The organism is Gemmobacter sp. 24YEA27 (assembly GCF_030052995.1).
Taxonomy (GTDB): Bacteria; Pseudomonadota; Alphaproteobacteria; order Rhodobacterales; family Rhodobacteraceae; genus Pseudogemmobacter.
Window position 1 is genome coordinate 2,017,942 of record NZ_JASJPW010000001.1, and the last position, 15,736, is coordinate 2,033,677.

At 62.1% G+C, this 15,736-nt stretch carries 20 protein-coding genes and 1 tRNA gene; 8 read left to right on the forward strand and 13 right to left on the reverse strand.

Annotated features, from left to right (window positions below):
- Positions 1 to 267: 267 nt before the first annotated feature.
- The 3 genes from QNO18_RS09985 to purB all read right to left on the reverse strand — a co-directional run bounded on the left by QNO18_RS09985 (position 268) and on the right by purB (position 3,144).
- A complete protein-coding gene (locus QNO18_RS09985; RefSeq protein ID WP_283177545.1) occupies positions 268 to 1,269 on the reverse strand; it encodes a FliG C-terminal domain-containing protein in 1,002 nt (333 codons plus the stop codon).
- A gap of 259 nt (positions 1,270 to 1,528) precedes the next feature.
- Complete coding sequence (locus tag QNO18_RS09990) at positions 1,529 to 1,705, reverse strand: hypothetical protein (RefSeq protein WP_283177546.1); 177 nt, start codon at positions 1,703 to 1,705, stop codon at positions 1,529 to 1,531.
- Positions 1,706 to 1,839: 134 nt separating this feature from the next.
- The gene (gene purB, locus QNO18_RS09995) at positions 1,840 to 3,144 is read right to left on the reverse strand and encodes an adenylosuccinate lyase (protein WP_283177547.1); all 1,305 of its coding nucleotides are present in this window, start codon (positions 3,142 to 3,144) and stop codon (positions 1,840 to 1,842) included.
- Positions 3,145 to 3,258: 114 nt separating this feature from the next.
- On the opposite strand from purB, the gene QNO18_RS10000 reads away from it, so the two are divergent.
- The 4 genes from QNO18_RS10000 to QNO18_RS10015 all read left to right on the forward strand — a co-directional run bounded on the left by QNO18_RS10000 (position 3,259) and on the right by QNO18_RS10015 (position 5,657).
- On the forward strand, positions 3,259 to 3,603 hold the full coding sequence (locus QNO18_RS10000; RefSeq protein WP_283177548.1) for a hypothetical protein: 345 nt from the start codon (positions 3,259 to 3,261) through the stop codon (positions 3,601 to 3,603).
- A gap of 139 nt (positions 3,604 to 3,742) precedes the next feature.
- Entirely contained in the window at positions 3,743 to 4,300 is a 558-nt protein-coding gene (locus tag QNO18_RS10005; RefSeq protein WP_283177549.1) for a hypothetical protein, read from the forward strand.
- Complete coding sequence (locus QNO18_RS10010) at positions 4,297 to 4,620, forward strand: hypothetical protein (protein WP_283177550.1); 324 nt, start codon at positions 4,297 to 4,299, stop codon at positions 4,618 to 4,620. Before QNO18_RS10005 ends, QNO18_RS10010 begins: the two co-directional genes overlap by 4 nt.
- Before the next feature lie 272 nt (positions 4,621 to 4,892).
- Entirely contained in the window at positions 4,893 to 5,657 is a 765-nt protein-coding gene (locus QNO18_RS10015; RefSeq protein ID WP_283177551.1) for a hypothetical protein, read from the forward strand.
- A gap of 118 nt (positions 5,658 to 5,775) precedes the next feature.
- On the opposite strand, the gene QNO18_RS10020 is transcribed toward QNO18_RS10015, so the two are convergent.
- The 3 genes from QNO18_RS10020 to QNO18_RS10030 form a co-directional block, all read right to left on the reverse strand.
- Positions 5,776 to 6,570: a DUF3445 domain-containing protein gene (locus tag QNO18_RS10020; protein WP_283177552.1), complete on the reverse strand. Its 795-nt coding sequence runs from the start codon at positions 6,568 to 6,570 to the stop codon at positions 5,776 to 5,778.
- A gap of 166 nt (positions 6,571 to 6,736) precedes the next feature.
- Positions 6,737 to 8,071, reverse strand: coding sequence for a trigger factor (gene tig / locus QNO18_RS10025; RefSeq protein ID WP_092896590.1), 1,335 nt, complete (start codon positions 8,069 to 8,071; stop codon positions 6,737 to 6,739).
- Between the two features lie 24 nt (positions 8,072 to 8,095).
- A tRNA-Leu gene (locus tag QNO18_RS10030) sits at positions 8,096 to 8,180 on the reverse strand.
- Between the two features lie 282 nt (positions 8,181 to 8,462).
- Here QNO18_RS10030 and QNO18_RS10035 point away from each other — a divergent pair.
- The gene (locus tag QNO18_RS10035; protein ID WP_283177553.1) at positions 8,463 to 8,945 is read left to right on the forward strand and encodes a Hint domain-containing protein; all 483 of its coding nucleotides are present in this window, start codon (positions 8,463 to 8,465) and stop codon (positions 8,943 to 8,945) included.
- 53 nt (positions 8,946 to 8,998) lie between these two features.
- On the opposite strand, the gene QNO18_RS25660 is transcribed toward QNO18_RS10035, so the two are convergent.
- Genes QNO18_RS25660 through QNO18_RS25665 form a run of 3 tightly spaced genes read right to left on the reverse strand, consistent with a single transcriptional unit; the run spans position 8,999 to position 10,670 of the window.
- Entirely contained in the window at positions 8,999 to 9,337 is a 339-nt protein-coding gene (locus tag QNO18_RS25660; protein WP_349293848.1) for an NAD(P)H-hydrate dehydratase, read from the reverse strand.
- Positions 9,331 to 10,524, reverse strand: coding sequence for an NAD(P)H-hydrate epimerase (locus tag QNO18_RS10040; RefSeq protein WP_349293849.1), 1,194 nt, complete (start codon positions 10,522 to 10,524; stop codon positions 9,331 to 9,333). The genes QNO18_RS25660 and QNO18_RS10040 overlap by 7 nt, the downstream gene beginning before the upstream one ends.
- Positions 10,506 to 10,670, reverse strand: coding sequence for a hypothetical protein (locus QNO18_RS25665; RefSeq protein ID WP_349293850.1), 165 nt, complete (start codon positions 10,668 to 10,670; stop codon positions 10,506 to 10,508). The genes QNO18_RS10040 and QNO18_RS25665 overlap by 19 nt, the downstream gene beginning before the upstream one ends.
- Positions 10,671 to 10,847: 177 nt before the next feature.
- Here QNO18_RS25665 and QNO18_RS10045 point away from each other — a divergent pair, with 177 nt between their 5' ends.
- Entirely contained in the window at positions 10,848 to 11,186 is a 339-nt protein-coding gene (locus tag QNO18_RS10045) for a P-II family nitrogen regulator (protein WP_092896596.1), read from the forward strand.
- A 91-nt stretch (positions 11,187 to 11,277) separates the two neighbouring features.
- Positions 11,278 to 12,687, forward strand: a complete 1,410-nt coding sequence (glnA, locus tag QNO18_RS10050) for a type I glutamate--ammonia ligase (protein WP_283177554.1) — start codon at positions 11,278 to 11,280, stop codon at positions 12,685 to 12,687.
- A gap of 51 nt (positions 12,688 to 12,738) precedes the next feature.
- On the opposite strand, the gene QNO18_RS10055 is transcribed toward glnA, so the two are convergent.
- The 4 genes from QNO18_RS10055 to rpsF all read right to left on the reverse strand — a co-directional run bounded on the left by QNO18_RS10055 (position 12,739) and on the right by rpsF (position 14,842).
- Complete coding sequence (locus QNO18_RS10055; protein ID WP_283177555.1) at positions 12,739 to 13,410, reverse strand: metal-binding protein ZinT; 672 nt, start codon at positions 13,408 to 13,410, stop codon at positions 12,739 to 12,741.
- 197 nt (positions 13,411 to 13,607) lie between these two features.
- Positions 13,608 to 14,180, reverse strand: a complete 573-nt coding sequence (gene rplI, locus QNO18_RS10060; RefSeq protein WP_283177556.1) for a 50S ribosomal protein L9 — start codon at positions 14,178 to 14,180, stop codon at positions 13,608 to 13,610.
- Between the two features lie 13 nt (positions 14,181 to 14,193).
- Positions 14,194 to 14,421, reverse strand: a complete 228-nt coding sequence (rpsR, locus tag QNO18_RS10065; protein WP_022704737.1) for a 30S ribosomal protein S18 — start codon at positions 14,419 to 14,421, stop codon at positions 14,194 to 14,196.
- Positions 14,422 to 14,449: 28 nt separating this feature from the next.
- Positions 14,450 to 14,842: a 30S ribosomal protein S6 gene (rpsF, locus tag QNO18_RS10070; RefSeq protein WP_092896604.1), complete on the reverse strand. Its 393-nt coding sequence runs from the start codon at positions 14,840 to 14,842 to the stop codon at positions 14,450 to 14,452.
- A gap of 302 nt (positions 14,843 to 15,144) precedes the next feature.
- Between rpsF and QNO18_RS10075 the strand changes: the two genes are divergently transcribed.
- Positions 15,145 to 15,726 carry a YceI family protein gene (locus QNO18_RS10075; RefSeq protein WP_283177557.1) on the forward strand — a complete coding sequence of 194 codons (582 nt, stop codon included), beginning with the start codon at positions 15,145 to 15,147 and terminating at the stop codon, positions 15,724 to 15,726.
- Positions 15,727 to 15,736: the final 10 nt, after the last annotated feature.

A 15,736-nucleotide genomic window follows, 5' to 3' on the forward strand; every position in this document is an offset into this window, starting at 1 on the left:
CGGGGCCCGGCCTGCCATGCCAGTGGCTGCGCCGGACGATCTGGTTAAGGCCGCGTGAGAGCCGGACGCTCTCACGCGGCGCTGGCCGTTTTGCAGCCGCTATGCGGGTGCAAAACGGCCGTCCGGTCGTTCCGCGCCGCGAAGGGGACGTGCCCGCAGAGGAGCCCCCGGATCTTTTGTGGCGGAGATTTCTGGCCGGGGATGCGGCCAGAGAGGCCTTAGGCCAGAGACGGGCTTTGCCAGAAAGGCGCTTTGGGCGCTGGCGGGTCATTCCTCCTCTTCGGGCAGCAGCATGACCAGCTCGCCCTGCGCCTCCAGGCTGCGTGCGGCGGCGACGATTGCGCTCATCGCGGTCTCGCCGTCCCTGTCCTTGATCTTCGGCGCCTGTTCGACCTCGTCACGGATGTTTTGCGCCATGCGCTGCGAGATACAGGCGAGGATGAATTCGCCGGCGGCCTCCAGCGGTGGTTTGCCTTTGCTATAAGCGATGGCGGTGACCAGCGTAGCCTGATCGACCAGCCGCACGACTTTCGGAATGTCGCGGCCAGTGACGCGGCCGGGGAAATGCGCGAAGGTGAAGATGGCGCGGCGCACCTCTTCGGCAAAACCGGCATCCGCGTCTTCCAGACCTTTCAGCACATCTTCGCGCACCTGGGCGGGCGAGACATTGAGGATCGCCCCCACCCGTTCAACCGGGCCACGGTCAAAGGCCTTTTGCGGCTGCGCGTCGATCTGGCCGAGAATGGCTATGCCGATCCGGCGCACGGTATCGGGGTCGGTATTGGCGGTTTGCGAGACGGCAAAGGCAATGCGGCGCGCGCGTTCGCCGGGGAGTTTGCCCAGAAACTCTGCCGCCTTTTGCACCGGCATTTTCGACAGGATCACGGCTGCGACCTCGATCGCTTCATTTTCGAGCACCGGAACCAGCCGCTCGGGGGGCAGCGCACCCAGCCGTTCCCAGGGATCACCGCGCGCGCCCACCCCCACTTTGCGGCGCAGCCGGCTCGCGGTGGATTGCGAAATATGGCCATCCATCGCGTTCAGCGCCCCTTCCAGCCCGCCGGGAAAGGCGAGGCCGACCGAATCCAGCTCGGTCATGAATTCCGAGATGACCTGGTCCAGCGTTTCGCGGTCGACCAGCCGCATCTGGCCCATCTGTTCGGCCAATGCGGTCTGAAGATGGTCCGGCAGCTGCGCAATCGGCAGCTCGGCCCCCTGCGCCAGCATATAGCGCACCACCACGGCGGCCTTTTCGCGCGCGCTGAGCATCCGGCGCACCCCGTTTCCCTGCGCGCTGTAGTGACCACCCGCACCCGGACTCTGGGCCGGAGTTATCCGTGCCAGCTGAACCCCATGGGACATCTCCTGCCTCTCAACCTGATCTCTGGCTGATCCTGGCAAAGCGGGGTTAACCGGAGATTGTCAGAGCAGGGTATTTTCACAAGAAATGCGGCCTGAACAGCCGGGCCGCATAAAAACTGCCCGCGACAGCCCAGCCGCAGGCAATTTCAGCGGGGCTTTGTGCCCGTCAGCTTGCGGGCTGGATCATGCAAGAGGCACTTGCCTCATCCCAGACCGCGCCGGGCATACAAAGGGACGCCGTCATGTCTTTCGGTTTCATACAATCGCGCGCCGAGGCGAGGCCCGGCATCAGTATCAGGGGAAGCACGGCGATCAGTGCGGCCCTGCGCAGAGGTCTCGTCATCTCAAATCCTCCTGTGTTCCGCCGCCGGAGGGACGACGCCCGCAGGATGCCATGAAAAACCCCCGCCCGCAGGGAAACTGCGGACGGGGGGCATGCTGCGGGTCACAAGCGCGACAGCTGCGCCGTGTCAGGGCTTATTTGCCGAAAACGCGGGCAAAAATCGTGTCGACATGTTTGGTATGGTAGCCAAGGTCGAATTTCTCCTCGATCTCGGCGGGGGAGAGCGCTTTGGTCACTTCCGCATCGCCAAGCAGTTCGGTTTTGAAATCAGCGCCCTGTTCCCAGACCTTCATCGCGTTGCGCTGCACCAGACGGTAGCTGTCTTCGCGCGACACGCCGGCCTGGGTCAGGGCCAGAAGTACGCGCTGCGACATCACAAGCCCTTTGAATTTGTTCATGTTTTTCAACATATTCTCGGGGTAGATCACCAGTTTCTCGATCACACCCGCCAGCCGGTTCAGCGCGAAATCCAGCGTCACGGTGCTGTCAGGGCCAATCGCGCGTTCGACCGAAGAATGCGAAATGTCGCGCTCATGCCAGAGCGCCACGTTTTCCATCGCCGGGATCACCGACATCCGCACGAGGCGGGCAAGACCGGTGAGGTTTTCGGTCAGGACCGGGTTCCTCTTATGCGGCATCGCCGAGGAGCCCTTTTGCCCGGGCGAGAAAAACTCTTCCGCCTCAAGCACTTCGGTCCGCTGCATATGGCGGATCTCGATCGCGATGTTTTCAATCGACGAGGCGATCACGCCCAGCACCGCGAAATACATCGCATGACGGTCACGCGGGATAACTTGCGTCGAGACCGGCTCCGGCTCCAGCCCGAGTTTCTCGCAGACATATTCTTCGACGCGCGGGTCGATATTGGCGAAAGTGCCGACCGCGCCGGAAATTGCGCCGGTGCGAATCTCGTCTTTCGCGGCTTTCAGGCGACGCAGGTTGCGGTCCATCTCGGCGTAAAACCGCGCGAAGGTCAGGCCCATCGTGGTGGGTTCCGCATGGATCCCATGGCTGCGGCCGATGCGGACGGTGTCCTTGTGTTCAAAGGCGCGGGTCTTCAGGGCGGCCAGCACCCGTTCCACACCCGCGATCAGGATATCGGAGGCACGCACCAGCTGGATGTTCAGCGTGGTGTCGAGCACGTCGGATGAGGTCATGCCCTGATGCACGAAGCGCGCCTCGTCGGCGCCGATGATCTCGGCCAGATGGGTGAGGAAGGCGATCACGTCATGTTTGGTGACAGCCTCGATCTCGTCGATCCGGGCCACGTCAAAAGCCACGTCCTTTGCCTTCCAGACGGCGCTCGCATTCTCGCGCGGGATCACGCCGAGATCTGCCTGGGCGTCGCAGGCATGGGCCTCGATCTCGTACCAGATGCGGAATTTGGTCTCGGGCGACCAGATGGCCACCATTTCGGGGCGGGAATAACGCGGGATCATCACGGACCTCTGACTGGCGGCTTGACTGGCCTTCCCTTAAAGAGCGGTCGGGGCAGGTGCAAGCAATCGCAGGAACAGATGCGCAGAAATGGCGCATAGAAATGGCAGGTCGAAATGGCAGGACGGATGTGGAAAGCCGGGGCGCTGGTGTTGAGCCTTGCGGCCGGTATGGCGCATGCGGCGGCGGACTGGGCCACAGTGCCGGATGACCGGGTCGAGACGGTGCTGGCCGCGCGGACCATTGGTTTCGCGGATGGCGTGACCTGGGGGTTCTTTGCCGATGGCCGTGTCCTCTCGGGGGATACATGGGGGCGGTGGAGCCTCGGCGATGAGACGGTCTGCCTGTTATGGCCCGGGGCCGAAGCCATTTGCTACCGGCTTGACGAAAAGGGCATCGACCTGCGGTTTACCCCGGTTTCTGGCGGTGCGGCGCGGGTGGGGCGCTATATCGATCTCTGACGCGCCCTCGCGGCGGGCAGCGTTCGTGGTGTGATTGCCGCAGCACTGGCGCTGATCAATGTGGTGGCTTTCAGCGATTCCTTAACCTTCGCGCTCCAGTCTCCGGGGAAATACCCCATGGCGACAGAAGGAGCCTGCGATGAGACTGCTGCTGCGACCAGAGGATCGGAGCGACCGACAAGACCGTAAAACCTCTCCGCGCGGCCAGGTCTTTGCTTCGGGGGGCATTCATCGCGCCATGTCGCAACGGGCGCCGGGGCGGGGTGGATCCGCCCTGGCCGACCCCGGCCCGAAGACACTGCTCGAGGCAGATCTGCCGCAGATGCCCGCGACGCCGTGGCGGGTGCCCGGCTTCACCCGGCCCGCGCGGCTGAGCCGCAGTGACTGGCTGATCCGGGCGTTTGCATTGCTCGCGCGATCCGGGCATCCTGCGCTGAACTTACCGGTTCTCTGTGATTTTCCGGGCGCATCGCGGGCCGGGTTTTACGGGTTCTTCCCCGATCTGGCGGCCTATCGCTTTGAGGTGATTGCCCTGTGGGAACGGACCTCGCAACAGCCGGTTCTGTCTATCGCCCCGGCTGAAAATGGCGCCCCCCGGCTGGCATTGGCGCGCCTGCTGGAACTGGCGGATGAGGCCATGGCCCCCCCTCCGCCGGAACCAAAGACGGTGACCCCGATACACCTTGTGCCGTATTGATCGAACGCGCGATTCGCGACTGGGCGCGGTGTGATGTCATGGTGGCGGCGGCGCTTGCGCGCGTTGATGGCTGGCGGCTCGCGCAGGTGCAGGATCTGCTGGTCAGGGCAGGCCTGTCACAGCGCCGCGCGGCAGAACGGGCGGCGGTTTTCTACGCGGCCCGGCTTGGCTTTGACCGGCTGCGCGACAGCACCGATATCCTCGCGGCGGCGCCGATGCGGGCGCTGGCACTGGCCATTCTCGGCGGTCGCGACATGGGCGGGGTGATGCCGATATGCGAAACGCCCCCGGTGCGGCATTCGGAGATGGTGGCCGGGTAGTGTGCGCAAACTGATCCGGGTGTTGCTCGCTTTCGGACGGTAAGCCGGTCCGGCACGAACTGCCTGTAAACCCGGAACAATGCCATAATTGTGCCAGTTTCAGGTCTTTTTCCAGGCGCATTCCTGCCGCCTGACTGATTTTTTCCGGATCTTGCCGCCTGACATTCCTGGCAGGAGGGGCCCTGGGCAGGGAACCGTCCGGGGCAATAAGTGATGCAAGGGCCGGGGCCGCTGGTGCGGTTTCGCGAGTTATGTGAGCGACGGATTTAAAGATGATGAAAAGTGACAGTGATGAGTCCCGTCCGGCAATCTGGGCAGAGGGCAGTCAGAAGCCCCCGTTCGAGCCGCGCGCTTTTGCCCGTGTCGCGCTGAAGATCGGGCGCGAAACCGTGTCCGGCATCCTTGCGCGCTGTGGCAGCAATGCCAAAGACATCGGCGGCGATCTGCGCGCCGGAAGACTACGCATCCCTGAGGAGCGGCTCGGCCATACCGGGCGCTTTCTGCCTTCTGCGTCCAGCACCGGGCTCGCGGTTCTGGGCGGGGCCGGAATTTTGCGCCGTGCGTCAGAGCTTACCCGGCCCAATGCTAATGTCAGCGTGCCGAAAGATATCGACGCCGCGTATCGCGATCTGTTTCGGGGGCGAGTCGCACCCGCCAGCCCCGCGCCCTCGGCGCAGACCACAGCACTCAGCGCAGGTCAGGCTGCGGCCACGGCTGAGCAGCCCGACCCTGCCGTGGGGCAGACCGGCCCGGATGAGCTCGCCGCGATCCGGGATAAGCTGCGTAATCCGCAGCAAGGGGCGGAGGAGACCGCAAGAAAACTGGGCGGCAGTGACGAGGCTTTGGCACAGCCACATCGGGCAATGGCCAGGAGCCTCACTCTGACCCAAAGGCTGCGCCATGCGGCCGGGGAAGGGGCTGCGCGTATTCTTGGTTACTGGATGATCGCTTTTGCGATTCCCTATGGTGCGATCCGTGCCGGGCTTGCCCATTTCAGGGGCGAAGACCTGCGCGAGACACGCGGCAGCGGCGAATAATCCGCAGACTTTGCGGGCGGGGCGAGGGGCCCGTCCGCCGACACCGGAGCTTCAGGTGCCGGGCCCGCGTGTTTCTTGCCATTTCAAGAGGCAGATCCGGGCCTGAGCCTGACGCTGGTCAATGCACCGCCGCCAGCAAGGCCGCATGTTCATCGGCCGTCACCGTATCTGACCGGACCAGCCAGGTGTGAATCGCGAAGACCACCGCCCTGGTGACCGGCAGCCGGATCAGCGCCTGTTTCTCGCAGCGGATATAGCGATGCTCTTGTGGCCGCGGTCGCGGCTGGCTTTCGGGGCGCGGCTGATGCAGCTCCGGATCGTCATAGGTCAGGTAATTCATCCGCCAGAGCGGCTGCTCCGGCCGGATCGCATCAAAGAGCCGCTGCACCCCACGGGCAAGGCGCTCATCATAGGGCTCGACCGGCTCATGGATGCGCAAAAGAGAACGGCCGATCTTTTGCGAGAGCGTCCAGCCCGCCGGGAAACACAAAAGCGCGCCGGTCAGGCGATGGCTGTCCTCGCCGGTCTCTAAGATGCAGAGATCCTCCTGCACCAGCCGCCCGAGCGTCAGCAGCGGCTGCTCAGGATCGGGGCGGATCGTGCCGCCATCGGGGCGTGTGATCACGGCACCGTCCTGCGCAAAGCGGTAGCCGGGATCACGGCCAAGCCGCGCCAGCACCATGTCATAAAGCTCGCGCGCGGCTGGTTCTGCCTCGGGCAAAAGCGCGTGGACACGGTCGGGGATATCAGAGATCAGCGCGTCGCGTCGCGCCATCTGGCCGGCGAAAGCCTCGTCGCGGGCGATCCAGCTGTCATCGGTGAGGGGCTGGATGCCGGGCAGGCGGCTGCTGCGCGGATCCATCCAGGGCAAAAAGGGCAGGCGGGTCTGCAGGATGGCGGGATCGGCTGTCACTGGCGCGTCGGTCTCAAAGGGGCATCGCCGGAGACCCTAATCCGGCTGGCCGCGCCAGGGCAAGGCCAGAGCAAAGTCAGAGCCGGACCAGCAACCGGCATGGCCTCCGGCCAAAGAAAAAGGCCGCCCCCGAAGGAGCGGCCCGTTTTAACCACTGACCGGAAGATCAGAGCTCGTCCAGAGCTTCGACCGCCTTTTGCAGGTCGTCTTTCGAGACGTCCTTCTCGGTCACTTTCGCGAGGCCGACGATGTGATCGACAACCTTGTCTTCGAAGATCGGCGCGCGCAGCTGCTGCTGGATCTGCGGGTTCTTCTGCACGAATTCGAAATAGGCGCGCTCCTGGCCCGGATACTGACGGGCGGTCTGGATCACGGCCTGGGTCATTTCGGCATCCGACACGGTGACCTCAGCCTTGCGGCCGATTTCCGCGAGCAGAAGACCCAGACGCACGCGGCGCTCGGCGAGCTTCTTATGCTCGTCGGTCGCTTCGATATTGCCGTGGTTATGGCCATGCTCTTCCGGGTGCTCTTCATGCCAGAGCTGATGCGCGATCTGGCTGGCTTCCGCCTCGACCAGTTTCGACGGCAGCTCGAACGACACGAGACCATCCAGCTGGTCCAGCAGCGCACGTTTCAGAACGGCGCGCGAAGCACCTTTATATTCGGCTTCGAGGCGCTCACCGATCTGGGTTTTCAGACCTGCAAGATCTTCAGCGCCGAATTTCTTCGCCAGCTCATCATCGATCTCGGCGGCTTTCGGCGCCTTGACCTCATGCACGGTGCATTTGAAGAGGGCTTCTTTGCCTGCGAGATGGGCTGCGCCATATTCGGCCGGGAAGGTCACTTTGACCTCAACCTCGTCACCGGCTTTGGCACCGGTCAGCTGATCCTCGAAACCGGGGATGAAGCTGTTCGAGCCCAGAACCAGCGGATAGCCTTCGCCCTTGCCGCCTTCGAACGCTTCGCCATCGACGAAACCTTCAAAATCGATCACGACCTGGTCGCCCTCTTTGGCTTTCGAGCCTTTCTTGCGGGCTTCGAAATCTTTCGCATTGTCGGCGAGGTTCTTCAGCGCTTCGTCCACATCGGATTCAGCGGCCTTCACGACCAGCTTTTCCAGTGCGACTTTCGCGGTGTCGAGTTCCGGGATCTCCGGCAGGGTCTCATAGGCGACCTCGACCACGACGTCCTTCTCGGGCGACCAGCTTTCGCCGCCTGCCATCTTGACCTCGGGCTGCAGCGCCGGGCGGTCGCCGGTTGCCTCGAAATGGTCCTTCATGGCACCATCGACAGCATCCTGCATGGCTTCGCCCATCAGGCGGTCGCCAAATTGCTTGCGCAGAATCGCCAGCGGCACTTTGCCCTTGCGGAAGCCTTTGATTTCAATGTCGGGCTGCGCTTCGAGCAGCTTTTCCTGCACTTTCGCATCCAGCTCTGCTGCGGTCACCGTGATGGTATAGCCGCGCTTCAGGCCGTCTTTCAGGGTCTCGGTGACCTGCATCTGTTTACCTTCCCAATCCTCAAATGGTGCGGGTGGAGGGACTTGAACCCCCACGCCGTAAGGCGCCGGAACCTAAATCCGGTGCGTCTGCCAATTCCGCCACACCCGCATCGCTCATGTTCTTCCGGGATAACGAAACGGGGACCAGACCCTGATGTGACAGGCCGGCCCCCGCATATGCCCGGAAAATCCGCGCCCTTCTAGCAAAGGCCCGATTGGGATGCGAGCGGAAAATCATCGCGACAAGACTGCGGGAAAGCGGACATTCCGGCCACAAAACCGGTGCATCGGCGGGCAAAAGCCTGGAAATAAGCGCAGCCCTGACCAATTCCTGCCATAGTTCGGCGCGAAACTGGGTCACATAGCGCGAAGATCAGGGATTGAGACCATGATGATCGAAAGCCTTCTCAGCGTCGAAACTGACCTTCCGGCTGTCGAAGTCACCGCGGCGTCCGGTCTTACGGTTGGAACCACTGTTCTCACACTTGACGGCGATCTCCCGGTCCAGTTTCTCGCCCCGGGCGACCGTGTTGTCACCAGATCGGGCGTCAGGGTTCTGAAATCAATCAAAGTTTCGGTGATGCGCGATGCCGGTATGATCCGCGTCAGCGCCTCGGCGCTTGGTCATGACCGCCCGGAAGCTGATTGCTTTCTTGCGCCGGGCCAGAAGATCATACTGCGCGACTGGCGCGCCCGGGCCCTCTATGGTCAGGAGGTCGCCATGATCGAGGCGCAGCGTCTGTGTGACGGCGATTACATCCGCTCTGAGACCGTGTCGGAAATCCGCCTTTTCACGCTGGTCTTTGATGGCGACGAAATCATCTATGCAAATGGCATGGAACTGCTTTGCACCAGCGCCAAAATAACCGCCTGATCTCTCCTCCTGGTCCATAAGCGCGGGCGTGCGACCGGTTGCGCTTTGCCATGTTACCCTGACACAAACAGGCCCGCCGGAGGCGTCCCGAAGGCAGCCAGAGGCTCCCTCCACCGCTCTGTCGCGCGGAGAACCTTTGGCAGCGCCTCGGGCAGATCTTCCGCGATCAGCCCAGGGCCGAAGCTGCGCGCTGCTTCGACATGTAGCCAAGGGCCGAGACAGGCGGCCTCAAAAGGCCTGATCCCGCGCGCCAGAAGTCCGGTGATGATCCCGGCCAACACATCCCCCGATCCCGCTGTCGCGAGCCAGGGCGCCTCCCGCCCATAGGCGGCGGAATTGATGTCTGCACCGCCATCCGGTGCGGCGATCACGGTGTCGTGACCCTTCAGCAAGACGATACAACCCGACTGCCGTGCCGCCGCGCGCGCCGCGTCAATCCGGGAGAAAACCGGCCCCGCGCCGGGGGGCGTCGCCAGTTGCGCCGCGATTTCGGGAAAAGGCGGCTGAATTCGCCGCCATGCGGTGTCAGGACCGTCTTTTCATGCAGGCGCGCAAAGAGATCCGGATCGGCGGCCAGCAGCGACAGCGCATCCGCGTCCAGCACCGCCGGCCTCCCGGAGTCCAGCACCGCCCGCACCAGATCGGCCTCTCGCGGACCTGTCCCAAGCGCTGGCCCGATGCAAAGCGCGTTGATCCGCTTGTCCTCCAGCAAGGCGGTCAGCACTGCCGCATCCCTGACAGGTGACAGCATGATCGCATCAAGTCGCGCCGCATTTTCGGCCATTGCCTCCGGAGGGCTTGCCAAAGTCACCAGCCCTGCACCGATCCGAAGGGCGCTGCGGGCCGAGAGCCGCGCGGCGCCACTGCGCCCGGCGGCCCCGCCTGCGACCAGCGCATGGCCATGGCTGAATTTATGGCCGCCGGTATCATACCAGCCCTTGTCGAGCCTGCTTTTCTTTCCTGAAAATCCCGGACGCAGTTCACGACCATCTACGATCCAGGTCACGTCCGTAAGATCAAGGCGGGGCCGGGGGCGTTCGCGATTTATACGGCGAAAAAGCCTGGAAGGCGCCTCCGGATCCAGCCCGATATCGCAGCAAAGCAGCCTGCCGCAATGGGATGGGCCCTCGGCGAGAAAATGGCCGCATTTGAAAAAGCCGAAGGTGACGGTCAGATCGACCTCATACAGACTGCCGAAGGCCTTGCCGCTGTCAGCGCAAAGCCCTGAGGGAAGATCGACCGCGACCGAGAGCACTTCGGTCAGGGCCGCCGCCTCCGACAGCTTATCCCGCGCCACCAGCATCGGCCCCGAAATCGGGCGCGAGACACCGGTCCCCAGCAGGGCATCCACCACCAGATCGGGCCGGACATCCGAAGGATCGCAGGTGGCAGGGTCCTGGGTCGGGCCGAGTTGCAGCCAGAGATCGTGGTTGAAGCGCGCATCCGCTGGCATCCGCGCCGGATCGCCGGTCAGATAAACATCAACCTTCCAGCCCTGATCATGCAGCAGGCGCGCGATGACAAACCCGTCGCCGCCATTATTGCCCGGGCCGCAGAAGATCATGGCGCGTCCAGGCAAGGTTTGATCCGGGCCCGGGCGGCGAGAACCGCGTCAACCACTGCCTGACCGGCGCGCTCCATCAGTTCCAGCCCGGTGAACGCACCCGAGGCAATGGCGTCATTTTCAACCGCCCGCATCTGCGCCGAGGTCAGAACTATGCTCATTTTTTGCCTGTTTGCTGCATGGGCGTTCCAATGTCGCCTGTTTTTGTGACGGTGTGATTAAATATTGTGCATGTCGCGCGAATTTCCGCCCGGCTTGAACGCTTGCCGGGCCATCGCGATTGCCCGTCTGATGCGGAAATGGTCGATGGTCAGAGACAGGAACGGAGGAGTCGGCGGATGAAGAAGGTTGAGGCGATCATCAAGCCCTTCAAACTTGATGAGGTCAAGGAAGCCCTGCAGGAAGCCGGAATCCAGGGGCTCTCGGTCACCGAGGTCAAGGGGTTCGGGCGCCAGAAGGGGCATACCGAGCTGTATCGCGGGGCCGAATATGTCGTCGACTTCCTGCCCAAGGTGAAGATCGAAGTGATCCTGGCGGATGACATGGTCGAAGCGGCCGTCGAGGCCATCGTTTCGGCCGCGCGCACCGACAAGATCGGCGACGGTAAGATCTTTGTCTCTCCGGTCGAACAGGCGATCCGCATCCGGACCGGCGAAACCGGCGATGACGCGATCTGATCCGGCGATCTGATCATACGAATTTCCGAATACGGGCAGGCGCAGAGGGCGCAGACCCGGCAAGTGTTAACCCTGAACGAAAGGCAGTCAGATGAGCGCGGTTGCGAAGGCTCTCAAACTGATCAAGGACGAGGAAGTCGAATATGTCGACGTCCGCTTCACCGACCCGAAAGGCAAGCTCCAGCATGTCACGCTGGTTGTTGATCTGATTGATGAAGACTGGTTCGAAGAAGGCTTTATGTTCGACGGCTCGTCGATCGCGGGCTGGAAGTCGATTGATCAGTCCGATATGAAACTGATCCCGGATCCGACCTCGATCTATCTCGATCCCTTCTATGCCGAGAAAACGCTCGCGGTGCATTGCAACGTGGTCGAGCCCGACACCAATGAGGCCTATGACCGTTGCCCGCGTCAGACCGCGACCAAGGCAGAGGCCTATCTGAAAGCCACCGGGATTGGCGATACGGCGTTCTTTGGCCCGGAAGCTGAATTCTTCATCTTCGACGACGTGCGCTACTCGATCACGCCGCAGAAGGTCTCGTTCCAGATCGACGCCGAAGCGGCTGCCTGGAATACCGATGCCAAAATCGAAGGCGGCAACCTCGCCCATCGCGCTGGCCATAAGGGCGGCTACTTCCCGGTGAACCCGGTGGATGAGGCCCAGGACCTGCGCGGCGAGATGCTCTCGACCATGAAGCGCATGGGGATGAAGGTCGACAAGCACCACCACGAGGTCGCCACCTGCCAGCACGAGCTGGGGATGATCTTCGGGGGTCTGGTCGAACAGGCCGACAATATGCAGAAATACAAGTATGTGATCCACAATGTGGCGCATGCTTACGGCAAGACCGTGACCTTCATGCCCAAGCCCATGAAGGGCGATAACGGCTCGGGGATGCATGTGAACATGTCGATCTGGAAGAACGGCAAGCCGCTCTTCGCAGGAGATAAATATGCTGATCTGTCACAGGAAGCCCTGTGGTTCATCGGCGGCATCCTGAAGCATGCGAAAGCGCTTAACGCGCTGACCAACCCGTCGACCAACAGCTACAAGCGTCTGATCCCGGGCTTTGAAGCACCGGTTCTGCGGGCATATTCGGCCCGCAACCGCTCGGGCTGCGTTCGTATTCCGTGGACGGAATCGCCGAAGGCAAAGCGTGTCGAAGCGCGTTTCCCCGATCCGGTCGCGAACCCCTATCTGGCGTTTGCAGCGCTGCTGATGGCTGGCCTTGACGGCATCAGGAACAAGATCGATCCGGGCCCGGCATCGGATAAAGACCTTTACGACCTGCCGCCCGAAGAGCTGGCAGCGATCCCGACCGTTTGCGGTTCGCTTCGTGAGGCTCTGGAAGAGCTGGAAAAGGATATGGACTTCCTGGTCGCAGGCGATGTGTTCACCAAAGACCAGCTGCAATCCTATATCGCCCTGAAATGGGAAGAGGTTTATGCCTATGAGCATACGCCGCACCCGATCGAGTATGCGATGTATTATTCCTGCTGATCCGCAGGGAAAGATCGGAAAGGGCGGCCCGATGGGCCGCCCTTTTTCATTTCAGTGCGCGGTCATTTCGGTGACGATCTCTGCCCCGCTGAGCGCGGCGGGGTAATAGGTCGGCCAGTTGGTCAGTTCCTGCAGCAAAGCCGCGCGGTCATCGCCGAAATAGAGATGGAAATGCCCGGATTTTTCGGGCGCGATGATGTGGTCGCTGAACTGGATGAAGCCTGGCGCCTGCGCATCGCCGGCGGTCTTTCTGAAGATAAAGCGAACGCCGCGATTGCCCTTTTCATAGGACAGGATCTCATAACCATCCGCAGCATAGGTGCCGGTCGCCGTGCCGTCCGCGGTCTGGAAGGTGATCTGGTCGCCGGTGATGGTGATGCGGTCGGTTTCGGTGGCATAGCCCGTCTCGTAATAGGCTTTGTACCCGGCCGCCGATTTGTCGCCATGCGCGGCCTTTTCGGCCATAACGGGGTCGAGCGTGCCGTCTTTCAGCAGCGGATAGACCGATTGCCAGTCGCCTTCCCAGTCGGAAAGCGCGCGGGTGCCGATCTGGCTGTCTTCGAAATATCCCTTGTAAATCTGGCTCTTCGCCTCGTCATGGCTGTGGGAATGACCATGCGAGTGGTCATGGTCTTTCTTTGCAGTATCGGCCATGGCAAGCGAGAGCGAGGCGGTGAAAGCAAGCGCGCCGAGGAGCAGCGGGCGGTGAAGGAAGGCGGCCATGGTCTTTATCCCCTGGATCGGGCGGAAGATTCCGCGATTCGTTATGTGATACTATAACTATTTATGCCTACCGAGGCTCGCAGCGCGGGGCAAGAGAAACCTGCCGGCCGGGGCAGGGATCCGCCGCAGGGATCCGCCAATGAAAAAGGCCGCGCCCGGTGGGGCGCGGCCTTACCGATCCGGAGCGCCGGATCTGATTATTCGTCGTCCGACGCGGCAGAGCCCATGTCGTCGAACAGCTCGGAGATCTCGAATTCCGCCTGGGCTTCCGCCTCGGCTGCGAGTTCCTGGACCGACTTGCCCGAAGCCTGCAGCGCAGCTTCTTCGACCGAACGGGCCACGTTCACCGAAACGCTGACCGAGACTTCCGGATGCAGCACGACGGTGATCGGGTGGATGCCGAGATACTTGATCGGCTGATCCTGTGCGACCTGGCCACGGCCGATGGTGAAGCCCGCAGCAGTAGCCGCTTCGGACACGTCACGACCGGTGACCGAACCGTAAAGCGCGCCCGATTCGGAGGCCGAACGGATCACGATGAAGGTCTGACCGTCGATCTTGGCAGCGGCGGCTTCGGCTTCTTTTTTGGTCTCGAGGTTGTCAGCTTCGAGCTGCGACTTGCGCGCCTCGAACCCTTTGATGTTGGCCTCATTGGCGCGCAGCGCCTTGCCTTGCGGCAGGAGGTAGTTGCGGGCATAGCCCGGCTTGACGTTGACGACTTCGCCCATCTGGCCGAGTTTCGCCACGCGCTGGAGCAGGATCACTTGCATGGTTCGGTGCTCCTCACTTCACGGCATAGGGGAGAAGCGCGAGGAAACGTGCGCGCTTGATGGCCCGTGCCAGTTCGCGCTGTTTCTTCGCCGAGACGGCGGTGATGCGCGACGGAACGATCTTGCCGCGCTCGGAAACGTAGCGCTGCAGGAGACGGGTGTCTTTGTAGTCGATTGCCGGAGCATTGTCGCCCGAGAAGGGGCAAACCTTGCGGCGGCGGAAAAACGGTTTATTCGCCATGGTTTATGGACCTTTCTTCAGGCGTTGATCAGCGACGCTCGCGGCGTTCGTAACCGCCACGGTCGCCGCCTTCGCGGTCGCCACGGCCTTCACGCTCGTCACGTTTCTGCATCTGAACCGAGGGGCCGTCGGTGTGCTTATCGACCTTGATGGTCAGGATACGCATCACGTCGTCATGCAGACGCATCAGACGTTCCATTTCCTGCACTGCAGCAGCCGGAGCATCCGACTTCAGCAGGGTGAAATGGCCCTTGCGGTTCTTGTTGATCTTATAGGCCATCGTTTTGACGCCCCAGTACTCGTGCTCGACGACTTTGCCGCCGTTATCTGCGAGAACCGTGGAGAAATGTTCGATGAGGCCTTCGGCCTGCGCGTTGGAAAGATCCTGGCGCGCGATGAAGACATGCTCGTAAAGCGGCATGAGGCTTCCTTGCTGACAGGGCGGCTTCATAGGACGGGCAAAGACCTTTCCGGGCCCGTCCACGAGAGGCTACGCCGGTTCATGGGTATTCGGAAAGGATGGGGCCTTATACAGGGAAAGCGGAGGGGCGCAAGGACGAAGGGGGGCGGAGGGGACAATGGCAAAAGCCCGCCGTTCACGGAAGGTCTGGCGGGATTGTGACTGTTCACAGGTGCAGGGATGCTGTTCGCTCCTGCCGGATTGTGCGTCTGCAGCATGACCGGCACTCTCGCGCCATCTTAAGTCCATTCATGGAGACTGGTATGAACCGCCCGCTTTCTTTCGCTCTTGCCGCCGCCCTGGCCGCTTTCACCGCCCCGGCTTTCGCAGAGGCCGTGAAATACAATGTCGATCCGGGGCACAGCCAGATCGTTTTCAGCTATAATCACCTTGGCTTCTCGACCAATTACGGTATGTTCTCGGGTTTTGAGGGCGTGGTGAATTTCGATGCGGATGCACCGGCGGACTCGTCGGTGGAAGTGTCCTTCCCGGTTTCGACCCTGATTACCGGCTTCCAGGCGCGCTATGATCACTTCATGACCGCAGATTTCTTCAATGCCGAAGTGAATAAGGACGTGACCTTCAAATCGACCTCGATCGAGGTGACCGGTGAGAAGACCGCGAAGATCACCGGAGATCTGACGCTGAACGGTGTGACGAAAGCGGTGGTGCTGGACACCGTGCTGAACCAGGCCGGCGAGCATCCGATGGAGAAAAAGCCGTGGATCGGCCTGACCGCGACCACCACGCTGATCCGGTCTGAATTCGGGCTGGGCATGGTCGCGCCCTTCGTCAGCGACGAAGTGCCGGTGACGATCAACCTCGAGGCGGGCAAGGCTGACTGATCAGTTTCGA